Origin of the sequence: Photorhabdus kayaii (assembly GCF_025384895.1) — a bacterium.
Classification (GTDB): domain Bacteria; phylum Pseudomonadota; class Gammaproteobacteria; order Enterobacterales; family Enterobacteriaceae; genus Photorhabdus; species Photorhabdus kayaii.
In genome coordinates this window covers 21,168-40,113 of the sequence record NZ_JAJAFZ010000048.1, presented here as the reverse complement: position 1 = coordinate 40,113, position 18,946 = coordinate 21,168, and the positions used below count along the sequence as shown (strand labels likewise).

The window sequence follows — 18,946 nt, the reverse complement described above, 5'->3', positions numbered from 1 at the left end:
GATGTCTAAATTCGTCGATAAGGTTATTAAATATAAATTTGTTATTACATTAGTGTTTATTAAATCATAGTTGTTATGTTTTTATTATTTTTCTTACAAGGAATTAACAAAATTAAATGTTAGTTTTATCAGAACGGTGACCTGTTTTTATTTGGTTAAGGAGTTGTATTCAACATGTCATTATTTTTTCTTCGGCGGAATTTATTTGCCGGAGGTTGAAACAACGTACCTATTATTTTAGGGGCAGTAAATACCCTTTTTTCTTTAATTTCTGGAGACGACTTTTGACCTCTCTTGCTTATGTTGATGCCCTTTGTGCGCTTGATCATCCTTATCGGGTCGATAGCGTTTGCGACCAATTATTTGATGCTGCCATGCGTGAATTGACTCTGTACCACTGTGAAAATACTCCCGGTTATTCTCAGTGGTTGAAGGCTAACGATCTGGAAGTGGAAAGATTGGAGAAACTGGACGATTGGTCGCGTTTGCCGCCTATTTTCGCTAATTATTTCAAACGCCAATTGTTGCTCAGTACCGCTGGTAGGAATGCATTGGAGTTGACTTCTTCCGGGACAACCGGCCAAAAGAGCCGTATGCGTTACGATGCACGTAGTATGCGTGCAGCTCAAAATATGGTTGAACGGATTTTCGAGTATTACGGTTGGAATACGCCGCAGCAGCCCTGCAATTACTTGCTGCTAAGTTATGAGCCTGCCGGTACGGTTACGTTGGGAACCGCGTATACCGATCAGTATCTGTGCAAGTATGCACCGGTAAACCAAGCCTGTTATGCACTGCGCCACAACGGAAAAAGCAATGAGTTTGATCCTTTTGGCGTTATCCGATCCTTACAAGAATTTGCGGCACAAGGGCTGCCGGTGCGTATCTTGGGCTTTCCGGCATTCTTGTGGTTCACACTGGAGCGGATGCAGGAAATGGGGTTGCCGTCGGTGCAGCTGCATCCTGAGTCACTGGTCTTTTTAGGTGGAGGTTGGAAAACGCACGCTGATAAAGCTATTCCAAAATCCTTACTGTATCAGCGTTTGGGGGAACAACTGGGTATTCCTGACGAGCGGTGCCGGGATGGTTACGGTTCGGTGGAGCATCCAGTGCCTTATGTTGAGTGCCGAAATCACCATTTTCATGTGCCGGTCTATGCCCGAACCTATATCCGCGATACAACTAACATGGCGGTTCAACCCTATGGTAAGCCAGGTTTTCTGCATTTGGTATCACCTTATATCACTTCCAGCCCGGCACACAGTATTGTGGTGAGCGATTTGGCGGTGCTGCATCCGGCCGCTGAATGTGGTTGTGAGTTAGCTACCGATTGGTTTGAGTTACTAGGTCGTGCCGGTACCAGTAAAAGCCGCAGTTGTGCGATTGCCGCTTCTGAGTTGATAAAGGAGTCCTGAAATGTATTTAGTGAATGGTAAGGTTATCTCTGACTTGGAGCCCGCTAGCGTATTGGCGGAACTTAAAGGTAATTTGGCTGAGACGCTGGCTTGTCCCCCAAGTGTACAACAGGTATTGGCGTGTGCTGAGCGCTTCGTTGATGATCTCGATACTGTTGCTGTTAAGCTTGCGCTGGATAGAGCCACCATCACCGCGTTACGTCACTTCTGTCATCGCGATGCTTTAGAGGCAAAGTTGCGGCACGAACTGGGAGAACAGCCCTTTTCTCTGCGTCGCTTTGACTATACACAACCCCGTTTTGAAACTTGGCAACCGTTGGGATTGGTGGTGCATATTACGCCGGCCAATGCGCCTTTGCTGCCATTTATGGCCGTGTTAGAGAGCTTGCTAGTGGGTAATGTCAACTGGTTACGTCCTAGTAGCAGTGACCACGGCCTTAATGCGCAGATACTGGCTGAATTCCTACGTCATGACCTGAGCGGCACGTTGGCACCTTATATATCCGTGTTGCCTTTGCCATCTGATCAATTATCAGAATTACTGGCGTGTGCTGATGCAGTATCTGCCTGGGGCAGTCATAGCGCCCTGACCGCTATTCGTAGCCAACTACGACCCGGTTGCCGTTGGATAGATTGGGGACATCGTATCAGTTTTGCTTATTTGGAGCCGATGGCTGCCAGTGATGCTGATTACGATGCATTGGCTGATGATGTTTGCCGTTTTGACCAACAAGCGTGTTCCAGTCCACAGTGTTTGTTGGTAGATAGCGCTGACGAGAACGTTTTACGGGAAGTTGTTGGTGCTGTGGCTGCCGCACTGGCACGACGCGCGTCAATATGGCCAGCTTTACAGACAGACATACAGGAAGCGGCGGAAATCAGCAGTCAGATGGCATTTTTGAAGTTGGATCACACTTTTGCTGAATTCCGCGGTTCGGTAGAAGAGGGCAATGGCTGGCGAGTAGCCTGGATACAGCGTCAAGAGCTTGCTCCATCGCCTCTGTACCGTACTTTGCAAGTCCGTCCGGCACCACGTGCACAATTGGTTGAGATTTTGTTGCCGTGGCGCCCCTATTTGCAAAGTTGTGCTCTGATAGCGAAAGAAAAAGCGCTGCCGATGTTGAGTCGTCAGTTGTTGGCCGCTGGTGTTAGCCGGATATGTCAGGCTGGAGCTATGCATGATGGCTACGAGGGTGAGCCACATGATGGTGTTTATGCATTGACTCGGCTGGCGCGACGTGTCTCCGTCAGTTTGAAAGCTGAACAACTGCCAGGCCATGTCACGTTGGATAAATGGTCGGCCAATCCGCCGGAACTGGCAGGGATTCCAGTGATGGATAAAGCAAAGTTTCAGAGCGGCGGTATGACGGCAAAAGCACAGGTGTTTTTCCGTAGCGGTGGCAGTAGTGGTGAGCCAAAGTTGGCGGGTTTCAGCCATCGAGATTATCACAGTCAAATGCAGGCTGCGGCAGATGGCTTATTTGCTGCTGGCCTGGAGCCATCCCAAGATCGGGTAATGAATTTGTTTTATGGCAGTAACTTGTATGGCGGTCTGATGAGTTTCTTCACTGTGCTGGATAAATTATCCGTGCCGCATTACCCGATGGGGGGGCCAATAGACGATGATTTTAGCCAAATCAGGCACTTTATTGTCACTCAGGGAATCAATACGCTGGCGGGAATGTCAAGCACTATACACCGATTGTTTGAATGTGAAGAGGCTGCGTTACGCGCCTATGGTGGGATACGCAAAATTTTTACCGGTGGTGAGCATATTGGTGAAGAGCGACGTCGGTTTCTGTCCAGTTTTGGTGTACAGATAATTCAATCGGCGATTTACGGTTCCGTGGATGCCGGTCCGTTAGGCCATGCTTGTGCTTGTTGCCAAGAAGGGGAGTTCCATCTGTTATCTGATATTCAATGGCTGGAAATCTTGGCTCTTGATAGTGATCAGCCTGTTCCGACAGGGGAAAGCGGTCGACTGGTGTTTACCCCTCTGGCACGGGAAGGGCAGGTGGTCCAGCGTTATGATATAGGTGACTTAGGTTATTGGCTCCCTGGCCTCTGCGCCTGCGGATTACCAACGCCGCGGTTTAAACTGGAAGGCCGTCATGGTGCGTTATTACGGGTAGGTTCTATTTTTTTGAACCCAACAGAATTATCCGCTGGGCTACCATTTCCGGTGCAGTGGCTGGTAGGGAAAAATTCCAGTGGTTGTGATTATATCTATATATTAGCCGACGGGGATGCTAAGCAGGTACGTATGCATCTGTTGCAACATGGGATGCTGAATCAGGTCGTCAGTGGTGGATTGCTTCAATTGGACGTTATCCCTACACCGGCTGGACAGTTCCATCGTCACCCGCAAAGTGGCAAAACGCCGCTGGTGCTAGATAGCCGATTCTGAGACCAATAATACTACTTTTTGGGTAAATCATGACACTATCATTACACGATCTGGTTGAATACGCCCGCAATCATGCGCCTTTTTTTAAAGATCTTTATCGTGATCTGCCGCGATCTGGTTGGGCGCTAACTGATCTGCCATTGATCAATCCTGCTGACTATTGGCAGCAATCACAATCGCTGGAAAACTGGTCGGTATTAACTGGCCCTGTTAACGGTGGTCATGTTTTTAAAACCGGTGGCTCTACCAGTGATGGTCGATTGTCGGTGTTCAGTCATAGCGAATGGCGTGCTTTTGTGTGCGCATTTGGTCAAGGGCTTGCACAGCAATTACAGCCAGGTGACCGCGTTGCTAATCTGTTTGTGGCTGGTGATTTGTATACCAGTTTATTGTTTATTCACGGTGCCTTGTCCTATTCACCGGTGCCGGTGGTGGAGTATCCGTTTACCTGGTCAGTTGATGATCGAGCACTGGCCGATGCGATTGTCAGCTTGGGGATTAATGTTTTGGCTGGGGTGACGGTGCAACTATTACGTTTTGCCAGTACCTTGCAGCAGTGCGGTCAGTCTATGCCCGGCATTGATCGCCTGTTGTATGGCGGTGAAAGTTTGTTTCCAGAGCAACTGACACTATTGAGTCACGTATTTCCGAATGCGCGTATTGGTTCAGTTGGTTGTGCCAGCGTTGATGCGGGTCTCATTGGGGCGGCGTCTCCCGATTGCTATTACGGCGAACATCGGGTTTTTGATACGGAAACTATTGTTGAAATTATTGACGAAGTTAATGGTCAGCCGATTACGGCGCCCGGCCAAAATGGCCTATTGGTTGTGACCAACCTGCAACGACGCTTGATGCCGGTTATCCGCTACCCGACGGGTGACATGGCCTGTTGGTGTGAAGAGTCAGGACTGCCGCGCCGCAAATTCGCTTTGCAGGGGCGAGCGGGCAGCGCTCACCGAGTGCGAGTTTGCTCACTGTCCATTTTTCCTGACCATATTGCGCGTTTACTGCAACAGCAAGAGGGCATACTGGCTTGGCAGTTATTGCTGAGCCGTCAGGGTGGCATAGATAAGATAGAACTCTTGTTAGCCGGCGATTCATCACTGGCACCATCGACAACATCAGTGCATCAGGCGTTGCTGGTGGCACAACCCGCTATAGCAGAGTTATGTGATCAGGGATTACTGCATATGGAGGTCACTTACTGCGCTTTGGAAAATATGGTCACTCATCCACGCTCCGGTAAATTGATGCGGGTAGTTGATCATCGTGGTTATGGTGCTGAAGAGAAGGCAGCGTGAGCATGAATCCAGAAATGCCATTAATTCGATTATTCCGGGAAGAGGATTCTACCGGTGTTAGTGCGTTATTTCGGGTTGTTTACGGCGAAGATTATGTCTACCCGGAAGTCTATTTACCTACCATGCTTGGCCGTTATAACGCGGCAAAACAGTGGTATTCCGCTGTTGCGGTACAGGATGGACACGTGCTGGGACATGCGGCACTGTGGCGGGATGAACGCTGCTCATTAAGCGCTGAACTGGCGTTGATCGCAGTACATCCACAGACACGTGGGCAGGGTATTGCTACCGCTCTTGGGCGATATTTGTGTGATCAGGCCAAAGAAATAGGGTTAAGCATACTCACGATTAAGCAAGTGTCGTCACATAACTACAGTCAGCGTCTGGCCCAAAATCTGGGGTTTCACACCACGGGATTGTTGCCGGACTATGTAACATCACCATTTGATCAGGCGCGACCGGAAAGCATAGTACTGGGTTGTTTACCTTTACAAAGCTGGCCATTTCCAGAGTTACATTGGCCTTCCGGTTGGCAAAGGTGGTTGACATCGGTGACTCAAGTGTTTGGTCAAGAGCCTCTGCAACCGGAGGCATTGGCTGATGCAGATTTCCGTATAACCAATCATGGACGTCGGTTGGAAGTGTGGATAGAAAAGCAGACAACCGAGCGGGTAAAAGAGGTGGCAGAGTTACCGGCACATAAACTGATATATGTGAAATTGCCGGTAGGGGAAGGGACTCTTCAGGCAATAGAAATTTTGCAGCAGGCAGGATTTGCCTGTACAGGGTTTGTGCCCGGTTATCATCACCATTGGGAAGCTTTACTGGTTCGGGGGCATAGTAGGAAAGAGTTAGCCTTAAATTGTCAGTTTGCTCGCAGTTTGCATCAACAAAGTATGTTTGCTTGTGCAAGTGCATAGCCTTTCTGTGATTATCAGAGGTAATCTGGTAAAGCCCATCAAAGCTTGAATAGTTTTGCAGATGATTGACAAAGTGTTGGTCTTTTGGTCAGCACTTTGAACGGATAGTGGTTAACAGTCTGACCATAATTTGAAAAAATCTGCGGTGTACTTCTGCCAATTCGTCACTGCTGCTTAAATTCTCACTTTTGATAATTAATTGTACCAAAAATGTTGCAAAATATGATGAATTACAAGTATCAATCGACATTATTTCTCTAAATTTCAGAATATTCCTATATGTTTTTAAGTGAAATTCATTGCACTATTGATTATTTATTAATCCATAAGTGGCAAAAGCATGATGATGATTTCAGTTAGATTCACTCTTCATGTTGTAAATCATTGGAGAAGTGAATAAATGGCAATAGGGTATTTCCTGCTCGTTGGTGATAAAACAACCTGTGGCGGTCAGATTATTACCGGTGACCACACAATGACATTTAATGGGCGAGCAACCGCTCGTGAAGGGGATAAGGTTACCTGTGGCAAACATCCCGGTACTTACGTGATTGTTGGTGGTGTATCCGATGTGTTTGACATGGGGCGCAAGCTGGCTGGCACGCTGGATAGTGTCAGTACTTGCCCCTGTCGCGCTCGGTTTATCAATTCGGAGATGGACAGCTATGAGATGCAGGATAAGACTGCTGACCGGGTTGTCGCTCCCACGAATATGGCGCAACAGCATTTCTCTTCTCCGGTAAAGGATGTGGGAAGCCCGCCTGCAACGCAGGTACCTCCGCCGCCGATACCGGTGTTTACGAAGTCCTGCCAGCGGGGTAAAGGGTGTACTGACGCTGGAACTGAGCCTGAATCGGCAAATAACTTTGGCAGAATGGCGATATATCAGGTGCCGTCATCTCCTGCTCCGGTCACGGCGCAAAAGCCTGAACCACCTCCGCAGGACAAGAAACACCCGCCGGAACCGGATAAGCCGCGGGATAAAAAATTACCGTGGTATAAGCGGTGGTTTCGTAGTGGAAAAGATAATGCCGAAGCGGCTGCTACCGCTGTGGCCGCCACTACCCGCAGCGCGGTAGCGGAAGGGGAAACGCTGGTAATGCGTTACATTGGTGGTGGCGCTATCAGTGCTGGACGTTGGCTGGCGGCACCGAATCCGGTAACGGTTGGGTTAATGGGGCTGTTTTATTCACCGTCGTTGAATCAGGGGGAAGAGGATTACTTAGATCCGTATCGCCTGAGACAGATAGCGGAACAGTATGGAAAAGCACCAACTCGTGTACGTTTTCGCTGGATCAGAGATGAAAAAAGCGGCAGGATGACGGTTCAGGGATATCACGTCAGCCCGGAAGGCGGTTTGGATAAAGTGCCGGTTCGCATGATGACGCTGAATCGGACCACCGGTAATTACGAGTTTTGGGAACCGGGAGAAACCCGGCCGACGATTTTATGGACGCCGAATGAACAGGAATTCAAGGCTCCAGCCCATACCGGGAATGAAGAACAGCCGTTTATTCCGTCGCAAATAACCGTGTTGCCGATCCCGGATAAAGTGGGCAGCGATATTGAATCGTTGCCGATGCCGGAAGAGAAGGATTTCCGCGATTATATTCTGGTATTCCCCATTCCGAATATGCCGCCGGTGTATGTGTATCTGAGTAAACCGCCGGTGAAATTGTTTGAAGTGGATTTGTATAGGAACTTTGCGGGGCGGCTAAGGAATGGAACACATGCGGATCATATGCCTTCGGCTGCTGCGATTCGGGCTAATTTAATGAAGCTATATCCAAATGCATCACCTACTAAATTAAATGAAGCAAATAAGGATGCTGCTGCCATTATTATTCCGGCAGAGGTACATCAAAAAATCAGTGCTACTTATGGAGGGAGAAATACTCCATATCAAATAGAGCAGGACTCAAGGGATTTACGAGCAGCTGTTGATAGAGACTTTGATACAATAACTCCAGCATTAAAGGATTATGGTGCAACAGAAATGCAACTTAAAGATGCTCGGGCCAAAATTCATAAACTTAATGAAGAACAAGGGGTATACAAATGACAATCAACGTAGAGGCATTAATAAACAGTTTGGGAAAGTCTTATCAGGAAATTTTTGATGAAGGATTAATTCCTTATAAAACCAAACCAACAGGATACCCTGGAGCTCCAGATATTACTTTAAGTATGGCTAAAGAGGGTATTCATTTAGCGTTTAAAAGAGATGGTAAGATTTTATTTGCTGTAGAGCTTTTTCTGCTTGATCAGAAGAGACCTTCATACCAATTCCCTAATGAATTACCTTCTCCTTTGGAGCCTTTGATGATCAGGAAATGGGTTCACGAGCAGTTTGGTGAGCCAGAAAAGGCTCTTCCGCCGCGAAAATTTCTAAAGAAGGATGTTGGTTGGACGGAACTGTATACGCTACTGGATTTTCGGATACCAACCAGTATGCAGGTTGATTATGACCTGTTTGAGCGTGTTGATTCTGTAATGTTTTTACCTACCTCAGAAGTGCGTTGGTAATCAACAATAGGTGGGCGGTTATTTTTAAAAGCCAATTCATTATCGAACAGTTTGGAAAGTTAAATCTTAGATGAATTGGCTGAATCGAGAATAGAGGTTATATGAATAATGGTGATCAACGTTGAAGCCATAATCAATAGTTTGGGGAAAACCTATCAGGAAATTTTTGATGAAGGGCTAATTCCTTATAAAACCAAGCCATCTGGTTATCCCGGAGACTCTGATATATCTCTTGATATGGCTAAAGAAGGGACTTTCTTATCATTTGATCGAGAAACTAAGACATTCATAGAGATGACTTTAACTTTACTTATACCTGAGCGTCCCAGTTTTGTTTTTCCGAACAACATGCCATATCCCTTAATTAAGGAAATGAACCACCAATGGGTAGATAAGAATTTAGGTAAACCAATTAAATCAGCACCTCTATTTGAAGCATTGACATATAGATTTGGTTGGACATATCTTTATTCCTATCAGGGTAAGTCGGAAATTAGTATGCAAGTATTGCACGATGTTCTAGATCGAGTCAGTCGAGTTACATTTCTACCTACAAGTGAAGTGCGTTGGTAGTTAGCAGAAAGGGAAGGTTCTTTTTAACAGCCAATTCATTTGCGAGCAGTTTGGGAAGTTAAATCTCAGATGAATTGGCTTAACCAAGAATAGAGGTCATGTAAATAATGATAGATGTTATTGAAATTATTAATAGTTTGGGGAAGACCGCAGATATGTTAGTTGAAAATAAACTTATTCCAGAGGAAAAGTTTGAGTTTGCTTTCGAAGGTTATTCTAGATTTAGTGTTGAACCAGAGGCGGGTCTTACTTTAGTTTTCGATGCTATATCAAAAGTGTTGATTTCTGTTCAATTCACATTAATCAACACTGTTGATGATACTGGTACATATAGTGGTGATATGCCTGCTCCATTTCTTCACAAAATGAATAAATCTATCGTCAGAGAGTTTATGGGAGAACCCGATTACAGTGGTGGACCGGAGAGAATTCCGGTAATTGGCTTAATAGGCGGATTTGATGCCTATACTCGTAAACTAAATGATCAGTACCCAAATACAGAAATTCGCTTCCTTTATCAAACTGATCTTCGTGTGGATGCACTGTTATTTGAACAGTCGGTAAATAATGATTGATGTTCTTGCAATCATAAATAGTTTAGGACAGACAACCGATATGTTGGTTGAAAAACAATTTATCCCAGATAATAGATCATGAGTATGAATAATGAAAGTCAACGTAGATGCACTAATAAATAGTCTAGGAAAGTCTTATCAGGAAATTTTTGATGAGGGATTAATTCCTTACAAAACTAAGCCATCAGGTTTTTCTGGTGGTGAAGTGGTATGTCTGGATATGGTCAGAGAGGGAGTTTTTCTGGCGTTTTATCGGGAGGGAAAGCATTTAAAAGAAATTACATTGACTCTATTTGATGAAAAGAGACCCTTATATCAATTTCCGAATGAGCTACCATCTCCTTTGGTTTCTCAAATGTCACGACAGTGGATTCATGAGCAGTTTGGGGAGCCTGAAAAATCGCAGCCTCCAGAGGTAATAATGAAGCGTCAATTTGGATGGGCTGATTTATACACTGTGTTGGATTTTCGCATACCAACCAGTATGCAGGTTGATTACGATCTATTGGAACAAGTGAAGTCAATTGCATTCTTGCCTACATCAGAAGTTCGTTGGTAATCAACAATAGATGGGAGGTTATTTTTAAAATCCAATTCATTTGCGGATAGTTTGAAAAATAAAGTTGTAGATGAATTGGCTGAGTCAAGAATAGAGGTTATATAAATAATGACTATTAACGTTGAAGCGTTAATTAATAGCTTAGGGAAAACCTATCAGGAAATTTTTAATAAAGGGTTGAACCATTATAAAATTAAACCAAGTGGTTTTTCGGGTGATGAGGTTATTTTCTTGGAAATGGTAAAAGAGGGGGGCTGGCGTTTTATCGTGAGGGGATGAATTTAAAATAAATTACATTAACCCTATTAAAGCTTTTATATCAAGGATGGATTTAACTCAATAAATGCAACTTTTCAAATGGAAGAATTAATTGCATTTAATCGAAAATCATTAACCATTAATAGCGAATTGAAAAGAAATCCGCGCGTAAAATAATACTATCCGAGCAGATAGGTATTAAATCGCTTTCTCGCCGGTTATTTTATGAAGAAAACGATAAAAATAACCCAATAAAAAAAGGATAAAACGGTTAATGTGGCAGGATTTAAGCCCTGGGAAAAGGGGGATGATTATCGGAATATGTTCCCGGGGATTCACTCCCTTGCCGTCGCGATGCATCTTGAAATCCATAGGGTATATATTGTTTAAAAAATAATGAAAATACACCAAGAATATTAATTATATTAATTTTTTTGTAAATTAATTATAAATATACGTAAATGTTTATTCTAAATAATTATATAAAGGTAAAGTTATTTTATTGTCTGTATTTTGTTTTTTAATGTAAGCAAGTTTTGTGATTTATTATATTTTTCCTCACACATCATCATCGTGTATGGCGTCTTTAGAAGGCAGGGCGACCTGATTTTCTTAACACATAAGATGATGATTGTTTTTTGCGCGAAAAACCTGTTCCTCATGATAAACCTCAATTCAGGAGTCCGTATGAATCAACTCGCCAGTCCCCTGATTTCCCGTACCGAAGAGATCTACAACCTGCCCGGTAAATTGACCAATCTTGGTTATACCTCAGTGTTTGATGTGGTACGTATGCCGCGTGAGCGTTTTATTCGTGAGCATCGTGCTGATCTCGGGCGCAGTGCTGAAAAAATGTATGACCTGGCAGTGGGCTATGCTCATCAGGTGTTACACCATTTTCGCCGTAATTCTCTTAGTGAAGCGGTTCAGTTTAGCCTGAGAAGTCCGTTCTCCGTATCAGGTCCGGATTACGCTAATCAGTTCCTTGATGCAAACACGGGTTGGAAAGATAAAGCTCCGAGTGGGTCACCAGAAGCGAATGATGCCCCGGTAGCTTATCTGACTCATATTTATCAATTGGCCCTTGAACAGGAAAAGAGTGGTGCTAGTGCCATTATGAATACGCTGGTGGAGCGCCGACCCGATATCGGGGCTTTGTTAATTAATGATAAAGCGATCAATGAGGTTGTACCGCAATTACAATTGGTTAATGAAATTCTGTCCAAAGCCATTCAGAAGAAACTGAGCTTGGCTGATCTGGAAGCGGTAAACGCCAAACTCTCCACCACCCGTTACCCGAATAATTTGCCATATCATTATGGTCACCAGCAGATTCAGACAGCTCAGTCGGTATTGGGTACTACGTTGCAAGATATCACTCTGCCACAGACGCTGGATCTGCCGCAAAACTTCTGGGCAACAGCAAAAGGAAAGCTCAGCGATGCGACTGCCGGTGCTTTAACTCGACTACAAATTATGGCGAGTCAGCTTTCGCCAGAGCAGCAGAAAATCATGGTGGAAACCGTCGGTCAGGATTTCTATCAGCTAAATTATGGTGATAGTTCGCTTACGGCGAACAGTTTCAGCGATATGACTATACTGACCGGCCGAACAAGTTTGACTGTACCCCAGGTAGAACTGATGTTGTGTTCAACTGTCGGGGGTTCTACGGTGGTTAAGTCTGATAATGTGAGTTCTAGTGACACGACAGCGACGCCATTTGCTTACGGTGCCCGCTTTATTCATGCCGGTAAGCCGGAGGCGATTACCTTGAGTCGCAGTGGTGCGGAGGCTCATTTTGCTCTGACGGTTAACAATCTGACAGATGACAAATTGGACCGTATTAACCGCATCGTGCGCCTGCAAAAATGGCTGAATCTGTCCTATGAGGATATTGACCTGTTGGTGACTTCTGCTATGGATGCGGAAGCAGGAAATACTGCGCTGTTGATGAGTAACAATACGCTGCGTATGTTGGGGGTGTTCAAACATTATCAGGCGAAGTACGGTGTGACCGCCAAACAATTTACTGGCTGGCTGCGCGTGGTGACCCCGTTTGCCATTACACCAGCAATACCGTTCTTAGATCAGGTGTTTAACTCCGCTGGCACCTTTGATACACCTTTTGTGATAGATAATCAGGATTTTGTCTATACATTGACCACCGGGGGAGATGGGGCGCGTGTTAAGCATATCAGCACTGCACTGGGCCTCAATCATCGTCAGTTCCTGTTATTGGCGGATAATATTGCCCGTCAACAGGGGAATATCACGCAAAGTACACTCAACTGTAATCTGTTTGTGGTGTCAGCTTTCTACCGTCTGGCTAATCTGGCGCGTACATTGGGGATAGATCCTGAGGCTTTTTGTGCCTTGGCGGATCAATTAGATGCAGGTACAGGCATCGTCTGGCAGCAACTGGCAGGAAAACCGACAATCACGGTACCGCAAAAAGATTCCCCGCTGGTGGTGGATATCCTGAGTTTGCTGCAAGCGCTAAGTGCGATCGCTCAATGGCAACAACAGCACGATTTACCCGTTGAAACCTTACTTTTACTGTTGAGTAGCGGTTCTACCTTTACCGGGCAGGGCACTGACGATCAATTGAACTTTATCCGTCAAGTGTGGCAGAACTTGGGCAGTACATTGGTGGATGCAACATTGTTATCCCGTAGTGGTGCGCCATTAGTTGATACCAGCGGCCACGTTATTGACTGGTTTGCTCTGCTCTCGGCAGGTAATAGCCCGCTTATCGATAAGGTTGGTCTGGTGACTGATGCTGGCATAGAAAGTGTTATAGCCACGGTGGTTAATACACAAAGTCTGTCTGATGCAGATAAGAAGCTGGCAATGACTACTCTGACGAATACGCTGAATCAAGCGCAGCAAACTCAGCAAGGTGTCGCTGTCAGTCTGTTGGCGCAAATTCTGAATGTGAGTCAGTCACTGCCTGCGTTGTTGTTGCGTTGGAGTGGGCAAACAACCTATCAGTGGCTGAGTGCGACTTGGGCATTGAAGAAAACCGTTAAAACTGCGGCTGATATTCCCGCTGACTATTTGCGTCAATTACGTGAAGTGGTACGCCGTTCCTTGTTAACCCAACAATTCACGTTGAGTCCTGCAATGGTGCAAACCTTGCTGGACTATCCAGTCTATTTTGGCGCTTCCGTAGAAACAGTGACCGATATCAATTTGTGGATGCTCTATACCTTAAGCCGTTACAGTGATCTGTTGCTCCAGGTGGGTAAAGCCGGTGGCGGGTCGGAAGATGATGTACTGGCCTACCTGTGCGCGGCTAATGCTGCTACGTCGTTGAGTCAGGCGGATGCTGCGCAGACGTTGGCAACTCTGTTGGGTTGGGAGGCTAACGAACTGCAAGCCGCTTGGGCGGTATTAGGTGGGATTGCCAAAACCACTCCGCAACTGGATACGCTTCTGCATCTGCAACAGGCACAGAACCAGACGGGTCTTGGCGTTACACAGCAACAGCAAGGTTATGTCCTGAGCCGTGATAGTGATTATACCCTTTGGCAAAGCACCGGTCAGGCGCTGGTGGCTGGCGTATCCCATGTCAAGGGTAGTAACTGAGTGCGTTCACTATCTGAGTGGATTTGATTTTTCCGTACGGCCCAATGAGGCTGTTTCTAAACCGCCATTTAAGTAAGGCAGATAATTATGTTATCGACAATGGAAAAACAACTGAATGAATCCCAGCGTGATGCGTTGGTGACTGGCTATATGAATTTTGTGGCACCGACGCTGAAAGGCGTCAGTGGTCAGCCGGTGACGGTGGAAGACTTGTACGAATATTTGCTGATTGACCCGGAAGTGGCTGATGAGGTTGAGACCAGCCGAGTTGCTCAAGCGATTGCCAGCATACAGCAATATATGACTCGTTTGGTCAACGGCTCTGAACCGGGGCGCCAAGCAATGGAACCCTCTACCGCTAACGAATGGCGTGATAATGATAACCAATATGCTATTTGGGCTGCGGGGGCTGAGGTTCGAAATTACGCTGAGAACTACATTTCCCCCATCACCCGGCAGGAAAAAAGCCATTATTTCTCGGAGCTGGAGACCACGTTAAACCAGAACCGACTCGATCCGGACCGGGTGCAGGATGCTGTTTTGGCGTACCTCAATGAGTTTGAGGCAGTGAGTAATCTGTATGTGCTCAGTGGTTATATTAATCAGGATAAATTTGACCAAGCCATCTATTACTTTATTGGTCGCACTACCACTAAACCGTATCGCTACTACTGGCGTCAGATGGATTTGAGTAAAAACCGTCAGGACCCGGCGGGAAATCCGGTAACACCGAATTGTTGGAATGATTGGCAGGAAATTACCTTGCCGTTGTCTGGTGATACGGTGCTGGAGCATACAGTTCGCCCGGTATTTTATAACGACCGGCTGTATGTGGCTTGGGTTGAGCGTGACCCGGCAGTGCAAAAGGGAGACGACGGCAAAGATATCGGTAAGACCCATGCCTATAGCATAAAGTTTGGTTATAAACGCTATGATGATACTTGGACGGCGCCGAATACTACCACGTTGATGACGCGACAAAATGGAGATGGTGATCAGGATATATCACGCACTAGTTTGTCGATTGATGAAAATGACATTGTGCTACGAGATGTGAATTTGTTGGCTACCACCGACTTTAGTATTGATCCGACGGAGGAAACTGACAGTAACCCGTATGGCCGTCTGATGTTGGGGGTGTTTGTGCGCAATTTTACGGGAAGCCCATCTCAGAATCGCCCTACTGTGTATGGCTACTTGTATTGTGATTCAGCCTTTAATCGCCATATTCTCAGGCCATTGAGTAAGGATTTTTTGTTTAGTACCTATCGTGATGAAACAAATGATCAAAACTGCTTGCAATTCGCGGTATACGATAAAAAGTATGTGATCACTAAGGTTGTTCCGGGCAAGCCAACAGAAGATCCTGAAAATACGGGTTGGGTAAGTAAAATTGATGATCTGAAACCGGGTACCGCCGGTGCCTATGTGTATATCGATCAAGATGGTCTGACACTCCATATCCAAACCACGACTAATGGGGATTTTATTAACCGTCATACGTTTGGTTATGATGACAGAGAAAGCAATTCTACGTCTGGTTATGGCTTTTCATGGACAGGAAACGAGGGTTTTTACCTGGATTACGATGATGAAGACTATTACAGCTTCCATAATGCAGTAATTACCTATTATCCCCAGGGTTATGGTGGAGGGTCTACTCCTAATGGAACATGGGATATAAACCAGCCCGTTAATGATGCATGGAATTCCATATTCCTGCTTTATGGACACCATTCCGTTACTGTGAAAAATGGCGGTATCGCTTGGGTAGGGGATGATCCTAGCAGTTATAACCTGTATATTCCGGATGGTACACGTTTGGGGGATTGGGCCGGTGCAATAAATTACGCTATTAGCATTGATACCTTGATTGCCTTTTTTGCAGGCGCTGGTCATCTCACTTATATCAAAAACTTCAAGAAAATCGCCGATAACCGAAAATTCTATCAAGAAATCAATGTTGACACTGCGGATAACCGCAACCTGTTCAGACATTATGGTAGCCAAAATTTCCAACTTGCCAGCGGTGCAGCCTATTCTACAACTTATACTTTGTCCGAAGCGGATTTCTCCACTGATCCGGATAAAAACTACCTACAGGTTTGTTTGAATGTCGTGTGGGATCATTATGACCGCCCATCAGGGAGAAAAGGGGCCTATTCCTGGGTTAGTAAGTGGTTTAATGTGTATGTTGCGTTGCAAGACAGTAAAGCTCCGGATGCCATTCCGCGATTGATTTCCCGTTACGATAGCAAGCGTGGTTTGGTGCAATATTTAGACTTCTGGACCTCATCATTACCCGCGAAAACCCGTCTTAACACTACCTTTGTACGTACCTTGATTGAGAAAGCCAATTTGGGGTTGGATAGTTTGCTGGATTACACCTTGCAGGCGGATCCTTCGCTGGAGGCCGATCTGGTTACTGATGGCAAGAGTGAACCAATGGACTTTAACGGTTCAAACGGTCTCTATTTCTGGGAATTGTTCTTTCACTTGCCGTTTCTGGTTGCTACACGCTTTGCCAACGAACAGCAATTTTCGCCAGCACAAAAGAGTTTGCATTACATCTTTGATCCAGCGATGAAAAACAAGCCACATAATGCGCCGGCTTACTGGAATGTACGTCCGTTAGTTGAAGGACACAGCGATCTATCACGTCATTTAGGCGATCCTATCGATCCGGATACTCAGGCTTATGCCCATCCGGTGATATACCAGAAAGCAGTGTTTATCGCCTATGTCAGCAACCTGATTGCTCAGGGAGATATGTGGTATCGCCAGTTGACTCGTGATGGTTTGACTCAGGCTCGTGTCTATTACAATCTGGCCGCTGAATTGCTAGGGCCTCGGCCGGATGTATCGCTGAGTAGCACTTGGACGCCGCAAACCCTCGATACTTTGGCTGCCGGGCAAAAAACGGTTTTACGTGATTTTGAGCACCAGTTGGCTAACAGTAATACCGTTTTACCCGCATTACCGGGCAATAACATTAGCCACTTGAAACTGGCAGATAATGGCTATTTTAATGAACCGCTCAATGTTCTGATGTTGTCCCATTGGGATACGTTGGATGCACGGTTATACAATCTGCGTCATAACCTGACCGTTGATGGCAAGCCGCTTTCTCTGCCGCTGTATGCTGTGCCTGCTGATCCGGTAGCGCTGTTGGCTCAGCGTGCTCAATCCGGCACCTTAACGAATGGCGTCAGTGGTGCCATGTTGACGGTACCACCATACCGTTTCAGCGCTATGTTGCCGCGAGCTTACAGCGCCGTGGGGACGCTGACCGGTTTTGGTCAGAACCTGCTTAGCTTGTTGGAACGTAGCGAACGGGCCGGTCAAGAAGAGTTGGCGCAACAGCAACTGTTGGATATGTCCAGCTATGCCATCACGTTACAACAACAGGCGTTGGATGGATTGGCGGCGGATCGTCTGGCGCTGCAAGCCAGTCAGGCGACGGCGCAACAGCGTCATGACCATTATTACACCTTGTATCAGAACAACATCTCCAGCGCGGAACAACTGGTGATGGATACCCAAACGTCAGCACAATCCCTGATTTCTTCTTCCACCGGCGTACAAACTGCCAGTGGCGCGTTGAAAGTGATCCCGAATATCTTTGGTTTGGCTGATGGTGGCTCGCGCTATGAAGGGGTAACGGAAGCGATTGCCATCGGATTGATGGCTGCCGGTCAAGCTACCAGCGTGGTGGCCGAGCGTCTGGCAACCACGGAGAACTACCGTCGCCGCCGTGAAGAGTGGCAAATTCAATACCAACAGGCACAGTCTGAGGTCGACGCATTACAGAAACAGTTGGATGCGTTGGCAGTGCGTGAAAAAGCAGCGCAGACTTCCCTGCAACAGGCGAAGGCACAGCAGGTACAAATTCGAACCATGCTGACTTACCTGACCACTCGTTTCACCCAGGCGACTCTGTACCAGTGGCTGAGCGGTCAATTAGCCGCGTTGTACTATCAAGCGTACGACGCTGTGGTTTCTCTGTGTTTGTCCGCCCAGGCTTGTTGGCAGTATGAATTGGGTGATTACGCCGCCACTTTTATCCAGACCGGTACCTGGAATGACCATTATCGTGGTCTGCAAGTGGGGGAGACACTGCAACTTAACTTGCATCAGATGGAAGCGGCCTATTTGGCTCGTCATGAACGCCGTCTTAATGTGATCCGTACTGTGTCGCTCAAAAGCTTATTGGGCGATGGTGGTTTCAATAAGTTAAAAACCGAAGGCAAAATCGACTTTCCATTAAGCGAAAAGCTGTTTGACAACGACTATCCGGGGCACTATTTGCGCCAGATTAAAACTGTGTCAGTAACACTGCCGACGTTGATCGGACCGTATCAAAATGTGAAGGCAACACTTACCCAGACCAGCAGCAGTACATTGTTAGCAGCAGATATCAATGGTGTTAAACGTCTCAATGATCCGACAGGTAAAGAGGGTGATGCGACGCATATTGTCACTAACCTGCGTGCCAGCCAGCAAGTGGCGCTCTCTTCTGGCATTAATGATGCCGGTAACTTTGAGCTGCGTCTGGAAGATGAGCGCTATCTATCGTTTGAGGGCACGGGTGCAGTCTCCAAATGGACGCTTACCTTTCCACGTTCAGTGGATGAACATATTGATGGCAACACATTGAAGGCGGATGAGATGCAGGCGTCACTGTTGGCGAATATGGATGATGTACTGGTGCAGGTACATTATACCGCTTGCGATGGCGGTGCCAGCTTCGCGAGCCAAGTCAAGAAAACACTCTTTTAAATTAACTTTTAACTAAGACTTCCCACTCTGGTAGCCAGAGTGGGA

Annotated in this window: 12 protein-coding genes; all 12 read left to right on the top strand. The window is 46.3% G+C overall.

Features of this window, described 5'->3' with window-relative positions; genetic code table 11:
* The first annotated feature begins 284 nt into the window (after nucleotides 1-284).
* Nucleotides 285-1,415: a LuxE/PaaK family acyltransferase gene (locus LGZ98_RS16565; protein WP_113043497.1), complete on the top strand. Its 1,131-nt coding sequence runs from the start codon at nucleotides 285-287 to the stop codon at nucleotides 1,413-1,415.
* A gap of 1 nt (nucleotide 1,416) precedes the next feature.
* Complete coding sequence (locus tag LGZ98_RS16560; RefSeq protein WP_113043496.1) at nucleotides 1,417-3,822, top strand: acyl-CoA reductase; 2,406 nt, start codon at nucleotides 1,417-1,419, stop codon at nucleotides 3,820-3,822.
* Between the two features lie 29 nt (nucleotides 3,823-3,851).
* Nucleotides 3,852-5,123 (top strand): phenylacetate--CoA ligase family protein, encoded by a 1,272-nt coding sequence (locus tag LGZ98_RS16555; RefSeq protein WP_262978299.1) that lies wholly within the window; start codon nucleotides 3,852-3,854, stop codon nucleotides 5,121-5,123.
* Between the two features lie 2 nt (nucleotides 5,124-5,125).
* On the top strand, nucleotides 5,126-6,043 hold the full coding sequence (locus LGZ98_RS16550) for a GNAT family N-acetyltransferase (RefSeq protein ID WP_262978300.1): 918 nt from the start codon (nucleotides 5,126-5,128) through the stop codon (nucleotides 6,041-6,043).
* Between the two features lie 400 nt (nucleotides 6,044-6,443).
* A complete protein-coding gene (locus LGZ98_RS16545; RefSeq protein ID WP_113043493.1) occupies nucleotides 6,444-8,105 on the top strand; it encodes an S-type pyocin domain-containing protein in 1,662 nt (553 codons plus the stop codon).
* On the top strand, nucleotides 8,102-8,569 hold the full coding sequence (locus LGZ98_RS16540; protein WP_113043492.1) for a DUF6392 family protein: 468 nt from the start codon (nucleotides 8,102-8,104) through the stop codon (nucleotides 8,567-8,569). Before LGZ98_RS16545 ends, LGZ98_RS16540 begins: the two co-directional genes overlap by 4 nt.
* Nucleotides 8,570-8,677: 108 nt before the next feature.
* Nucleotides 8,678-9,142, top strand: coding sequence for a DUF6392 family protein (locus LGZ98_RS16535; RefSeq protein WP_113043491.1), 465 nt, complete (start codon nucleotides 8,678-8,680; stop codon nucleotides 9,140-9,142).
* Between the two features lie 107 nt (nucleotides 9,143-9,249).
* Entirely contained in the window at nucleotides 9,250-9,717 is a 468-nt protein-coding gene (locus LGZ98_RS16530; protein ID WP_113043490.1) for a DUF6392 family protein, read from the top strand.
* Nucleotides 9,718-9,808: 91 nt separating this feature from the next.
* Nucleotides 9,809-10,276: a DUF6392 family protein gene (locus LGZ98_RS16525; RefSeq protein ID WP_113043489.1), complete on the top strand. Its 468-nt coding sequence runs from the start codon at nucleotides 9,809-9,811 to the stop codon at nucleotides 10,274-10,276.
* A gap of 108 nt (nucleotides 10,277-10,384) precedes the next feature.
* Nucleotides 10,385-10,555 (top strand): DUF6392 family protein, encoded by a 171-nt coding sequence (locus tag LGZ98_RS16520; RefSeq protein WP_387491092.1) that lies wholly within the window; start codon nucleotides 10,385-10,387, stop codon nucleotides 10,553-10,555.
* Between the two features lie 666 nt (nucleotides 10,556-11,221).
* Nucleotides 11,222-14,122 carry an insecticidal toxin complex protein TccA gene (gene tccA, locus LGZ98_RS16515; protein WP_158536594.1) on the top strand — a complete coding sequence of 967 codons (2,901 nt, stop codon included), beginning with the start codon at nucleotides 11,222-11,224 and terminating at the stop codon, nucleotides 14,120-14,122.
* An 87-nt stretch (nucleotides 14,123-14,209) separates the two neighbouring features.
* On the top strand, nucleotides 14,210-18,901 hold the full coding sequence (gene tccB / locus LGZ98_RS16510; RefSeq protein ID WP_113043487.1) for an insecticidal toxin complex protein TccB: 4,692 nt from the start codon (nucleotides 14,210-14,212) through the stop codon (nucleotides 18,899-18,901).
* The last annotated feature ends 45 nt before the right edge of the window (nucleotides 18,902-18,946 follow it).